The organism is Bradyrhizobium oropedii (genome assembly GCF_020889685.1).
Lineage (GTDB): Bacteria > Pseudomonadota > Alphaproteobacteria > Rhizobiales > Xanthobacteraceae > Bradyrhizobium > Bradyrhizobium oropedii.
Genome location: NZ_JACMYO010000316.1, coordinates 1 through 5,359, shown reverse-complemented (window position 1 = coordinate 5,359; position 5,359 = coordinate 1). Strand labels below are relative to the sequence as shown.

General features: G+C 66.1%; 5 protein-coding genes. All 5 read right to left on the bottom strand.

Features of this window, described 5'->3' with window-relative positions; translation table 11 throughout:
* Positions 1 to 130: 130 nt before the first annotated feature.
* Positions 131 to 1,375, bottom strand: a complete 1,245-nt coding sequence (locus tag H8A95_RS41405) for a bifunctional folylpolyglutamate synthase/dihydrofolate synthase (protein ID WP_420839540.1) — start codon at positions 1,373 to 1,375, stop codon at positions 131 to 133.
* 95 nt (positions 1,376 to 1,470) lie between these two features.
* The gene (accD, locus tag H8A95_RS41400; RefSeq protein WP_163154003.1) at positions 1,471 to 2,412 is read right to left on the bottom strand and encodes an acetyl-CoA carboxylase, carboxyltransferase subunit beta; all 942 of its coding nucleotides are present in this window, start codon (positions 2,410 to 2,412) and stop codon (positions 1,471 to 1,473) included.
* Between the two features lie 104 nt (positions 2,413 to 2,516).
* The gene (trpA, locus tag H8A95_RS41395; RefSeq protein WP_229188230.1) at positions 2,517 to 3,353 is read right to left on the bottom strand and encodes a tryptophan synthase subunit alpha; all 837 of its coding nucleotides are present in this window, start codon (positions 3,351 to 3,353) and stop codon (positions 2,517 to 2,519) included.
* A complete protein-coding gene (gene trpB, locus H8A95_RS41390; RefSeq protein ID WP_229188229.1) occupies positions 3,350 to 4,567 on the bottom strand; it encodes a tryptophan synthase subunit beta in 1,218 nt (405 codons plus the stop codon). The genes trpA and trpB overlap by 4 nt, the downstream gene beginning before the upstream one ends.
* Entirely contained in the window at positions 4,564 to 5,223 is a 660-nt protein-coding gene (locus H8A95_RS41385) for a phosphoribosylanthranilate isomerase (protein WP_229188228.1), read from the bottom strand. The genes trpB and H8A95_RS41385 overlap by 4 nt, the downstream gene beginning before the upstream one ends.
* Positions 5,224 to 5,359 lie beyond the last annotated feature (136 nt).

The window sequence follows — 5,359 nt, the reverse complement described above, 5'->3', positions numbered from 1 at the left end:
CTAGAGCGTTTTCGAGCGAAGTGGGTACCGGTTCGCGTGAAGAAAACGCGTCAAACAAAGATCAGAGCCCCGTTCCGATTCATCGGAACGGAAAAGGCTCTGGCACACCGCATCGGGGACGCGAGACCACTTATGCAGGAGGCGTGCCGTTTGCCGCAAGCACGGGACCAGCCAGGTACAGCGAGCCGGTGATCAGGATGCGCGGCGGCACCTCGTAGGCCAGCGTGGCAAGCCGTTGCAACGCGGCGTCGACGCCACTTGCGATCTCGACCCGCATGCCGAGCGCGCGCGCGGCGTCGGCGAGTTTATCCGGCGCCATGCCGTTGTCGCGGCCGGGCACCGGCACCGCGATGATGTGGCGCGTCAAGCCGGCGAAATTGGCGAGGAAGGCATTGGCATCCTTGTTGGCCATCATGCCCGCGATCACGACCAGCGGCCGCGACACGCGTTCCTCGAGATCGCCGAGCGCCGCGGCCGCAACACGGCCGCCCTCGGCGTTGTGGCCGCCATCGAGCCAGACCTCGGAGCCCTGCGGCCCCTGGCAGACCAGGCTGCCTGAGACCAGCCGCTGCATCCGCGCCGGCCATTCGGCGTTGACGATGCCGGCCTCATAGGCCGCGATACTGAGCTTGAAGGTGTCGATCGCACGCAACGTCGCGATCGCAAGGCCCGCATTGTCGAACTGGTGCCGGCCGAACAGTTTTGGCGCAGCGAGATCCATCAAGCCGCGCTCGTCCTGATAGACCAGCCGGCCGCGCTCGACGCCGACATGCCATTGCTGGCCGGCGGCATGCAGCGGCGCGCGCATACGGTTCGCCTCCGCCTCGATCACAGCCATCGCGTCCGGGGCCTGCTCGGCGCACGCCACCGGCACCTTGCGCTTGATGATCGCAGCCTTCTCGCCGGCGATCGCCGTCAGATTGTCGCCGAGGAATTCCATGTGATCCATGCTGATCGGCGCGATCACCGCGGCGAGCGGCGTCTCGACCACATTGGTCGAATCCAGCCGGCCGCCGAGGCCGACCTCGAGCAGCGCGACATCGGCCGGATGCTTTGCGAACAAGCAGAACGCGACCGCGGTTTCCATCTCGAAGATGGTGATGGGATTGCCGGCGTTGATGCGTTCGCAATCCTCGAATGTCGCGCGCAGCTCGTCGTCACCGACCAGCTTGCCGCCGCCGACCGCGCCCAACCGGTAGCATTCGTTGATCCGCACCAGGTAAGGCGAGGTGAAGACGTGCACCCGCAGGCCTGATGCTTCGAGGATCGCGCGCAGATAGGCAACGGTCGAGCCCTTGCCGTTGGTGCCGGCGACATGGATCACCGGCGGCAGCTTACGCTCGGGATGATCGAGCCGCTCCATCAGACCGCGCATGCGGTCGAGGCTGAGATCGATGCGCTTCGGATGCAGCGCCGATATCCGCGCGATCAACGCCTCGAACGAGGGTTGCGATGGGGCCGCGCTTGCGGTCACGCGTGCGGCGCGGCCGGCACCGTCTCAGGTGCCGTGACGATCTGGGCCGGCTCGGTGACCGCGGCCGTGGGCTTCGATGCGGTTTCGAGCGCCGGCGCCTTGGTCAGCAGGCGGCACAGCCGCGCCAGCGTCGCCTTCATCTCATGGCGATGCACGACCATGTCGACCATGCCGTGCTCGCGCAGATATTCGGCGCGCTGAAAACCTTCCGGCAGCTTCTCGCGAATGGTCTGCTCGATCACGCGCGCGCCGGCAAAGCCGATCAACGCGCCGGGCTCCGCGATCTGGATGTCGCCAAGCATCGCATAGGACGCGGTGACGCCGCCGGTGGTCGGATTGGTCAGCACGACGATGTAAGGCTGCTTGGCCTCGCGCAGCATCTGCACGCCGACCGTGGTGCGCGGCATCTGCATCAGCGACAGGATGCCTTCCTGCATCCGCGCGCCGCCCGATGCGGCGAACACGATGAAGGGCGACTTCTTCTCGACCGCGAGCTCGAGCCCGCGCACCATCGCTTCACCGGCGGCCATGCCCAGCGAGCCGCCCATGAAATCGAAATCCTGCACCGCGACCACGACGCCGGCGCCCTCAAGCTTGCCGTAGCCGACCTTGATCGCGTCGTTCAGCCCGGTCTTGGTGCGGGCATCCTTGATGCGGTCGACATATTTGCGCTCGTCACGGAATTTCAGCGGATCGGCCGTCACATCGGGCAGCGCGACGTCGAACCACGTTTCGTTGTCGAAGATCGACTTCAGCCGCGCCACCGCGCCCATGCGCATATGGTAGTTCGAGCCGGGGATCACGAACTGGTTGGCCTCGACGTCCTTGTAGAACACGAGCTGCCCGGAATCCGGGCACTTGATCCAGAGATTCTCCGGCGTCTCGCGCCGCAGGATGTTGCGGATCTTCGGCCGGACGACGTTGGTGAGCCAATTCATGGTTCGCTCCGAAATGCGGATCGGTTCCGCACCAGCTGGATATATGGCGGGCCGGGTGAACCCGGCAAGCCGCCATTAGCGGCCTTGTTGCCGCAAAATGTGGCTTATTCAGCGGCCTGCTTGGCGCCCCGGACCCCCTGCGCCAGCGCGGACACCAGGTCCGCCACCGCGCTCACGGTCTTCGGCGTCGCGCGGCCCTCGGCATCGAGGCTGCCCTTCAGGGCGTCGACCAGCGCAGTGCCGACCACGGAGCCATCGGCGGTCTCGGCGATCGCACGCGCCGCTTCCGGAGTCCGGATGCCGAAGCCGACACAGACCGGTAGGGCGGTGTGCCGCTTGATGCGCGCCACGGCCGCTCCGACGACCTTCGAATCGGCTGCGGCGCTGCCGGTGATTCCGGTGACCGCGACGTAGTAGACAAAGCCCGAGGTATTCGCGAGCACCGCCGGCAGGCGCTTGTCGTCGGTGGTCGGCGTCGCCAGCCGGATGAAGTTCAGGCCGGCCTTGATCGCGGGGATGCAGAGCTCGGTGTCTTCCTCCGGCGGCAGGTCGACGATGATCAGGCCATCGACGCCGGCAGTCTTGGCGTCGGCCAGGAAGCTGTCAACGCCGTAGATGTAGATCGGATTGTAGTAGCCCATCAGCACGATCGGCGTGGCGTTGTCCTCCTTGCGGAAGTCGCGCACCATCGCCAGCGTCTTGCGCAAGGTCATTCCGCCCTTGAGCGCGCGCAGACCGGCCGCCTGGATCGACGGGCCGTCGGCCATCGGGTCGGTGAACGGCATGCCGATCTCGATGACGTCGGCGCCGGCCTTCGGCAGCGCCTTGAGGATGTCGAGCGAGGTTTTCGGGTCGGGGTCGCCGGCCATCACGAAGGTGACGAAAGCGGAGCGGCCCTGCTGCTTCAGCTCGGCGAAACGTGCGTCGATACGGGTGCTCACTTCTGCCTCGCCTTCAAGATGTCGCCGACCTGCGGCACGTCCTTGTCCCCGCGGCCCGAGAGGTTGACCACCATCAAATGATCCTTCGGCCGCTGCGGTGCGAGTTCGGACAATTTCGCAATCGCGTGCGCGGATTCCAGCGCCGGGATGATGCCTTCGAGCCGCGACAGCAGCTGGAATGCCGCCAGCGCCTCCTCGTCGGTCGCCGAGAGATATTTCACGCGGCCGGTCTCATGCAGCCAGGAATGCTCGGGGCCGATGCCGGGATAGTCGAGCCCGGCCGAGATCGAATGCGCTTCCTCGATCTGGCCGTCAGCGTCCATCAACAGATAGGTACGGTTGCCGTGCAGCACGCCGGGGCGCCCGCCTGCGAGCGAGGCGGCATGGAGCTGCGTCAGCCCGTGACCGGCGGCCTCGACGCCGAAAATCTCGACCGAGGGATCGTCGAGGAACGGATGGAACAGGCCCATCGCATTGGAGCCGCCGCCGATGCAGGCAATCAGCGAATCCGGCAGGCGGCCCTCGGTCTCCTGCATCTGCTTGCGGGTCTCGTGGCCGATGATCGACTGGAAATCGCGCACCATCATCGGATAGGGGTGCGGGCCCGCCACCGTGCCGATGCAATAGAAGGTATTGTGCACGTTGGTGACCCAATCGCGCAGCGCGTCGTTCATCGCGTCCTTCAGCGTGCGCGCACCGGACTGCACCGGGACGACCTTGGCGCCCAGCATCTCCATGCGGATCACGTTCGGCTGCTGCCGCTCGACGTCGACCGCGCCCATATAGACCACGCATTCGAGCCCGAACCGCGCGCACAGCGTCGCCGTCGCCACGCCATGCTGGCCGGCGCCGGTCTCGGCGATGATGCGCTTCTTGCCCATGCGGCGCGCGACCATGATCTGGCCGAGCACGTTGTTGACCTTGTGCGAACCGGTGTGGTTGAGCTCCTCGCGCTTCAGATAGATCTTGGCGCCGCCGAGATGCTCGGTGAGCCGCTCGGCGAAATACAGCGGCGAGGGCCGGCCGACATAGTCCTTCAGATAGACGTTCATCTCGGCCTGGAACGCCGGATCGGCCTTGGCGTCGGCATAGGCCTTTTCGAGATCGAGGATCAGCGGCATCAGCGTTTCAGCGACGAAGCGTCCGCCGAAAATGCCAAAATGCCCGCGCTCGTCGGGACCGCTGCGGAAGGAATTGGGAAGGTTTGGATTCATCGAACCATCAGTTCTTGGGTTGCGCGTGCGGCGCGGATGAAGGCGCGGATCAGCTCGGGATCCTTGACGCCGGGCGTGCGCTCGACGCCCGACGAAACGTCGACCCCGCCGGCGCCGGTGACGCGGACAGCTTCAGCGACGTTCTCGGCGTTGAGCCCGCCGGAGACCATGTAGGGCAGCGCGAGATCGAGATTCTCCAACACGTGCCAATCGAACGGAGCGCCGAGCCCGCCCGGCCGCGTCGCATCCTTCGGCGCGCGCGCATCGAACAGGATGCGGTCGGCGACGCCGGCATAGCCCGGCAGTGGCGCGAGATCGGCTGAGGTCTCGACCGGCAGCGCCTTCATCAGCGGCAGGCCGAACTTCTGCTTGAGATCACGCAGCCGCGCCGTGGTCTCCTTGCCGTGCAATTGCAGGATATCCGGCCGCAGCGTCTCGATGATGTTCTCGATGGTCGCGTCGTCGGCATCGACCGTCAGCGCGACCTTCACGGCGCGGCCCTTGGCCTGTTTGCCAAGCTCGCGCGCGGTCTCCAGACTGATATGGCGCGGTGACGGCGGAAAAAACACGAACCCCACCATGTCAGCCCCACCCTCAAGCGCGACGTCGAGCGTCTCGCGCGTGGACAGGCCGCAGATTTTGACGAGCAGGGGCATGGTCTCGAAACGGGTCTCTCAAAACGGGCTTTCGGGCGGCCGGAACAGGGGCCTACCCGGGACCGACGGGGCGGGTTCTACAACGTCGCGCCCTGCTTGTCTCGCCCGGCAGACCCGTAAAAGCCCAGCTGGGCCG

Excerpts from the sequence above, each read along its gene's own strand:
- accD (WP_163154003.1), bottom strand. The coding sequence starts at position 2,412 with ATGAATTGGCTCACCAACGTCGTCCGGCCGAAGATCCGCAACATCCTG.
- H8A95_RS41405 (WP_420839540.1), bottom strand. The coding sequence starts at position 1,375 with ATGCGCGGTCTGATGGAGCGGCTCGATCATCCCGAGCGTAAGCTGCCG.
- trpB (WP_229188229.1), bottom strand. The coding sequence starts at position 4,567 with ATGAATCCAAACCTTCCCAATTCCTTCCGCAGCGGTCCCGACGAGCGC.
- H8A95_RS41385 (WP_229188228.1), bottom strand. The coding sequence starts at position 5,223 with ATGCCCCTGCTCGTCAAAATCTGCGGCCTGTCCACGCGCGAGACGCTC.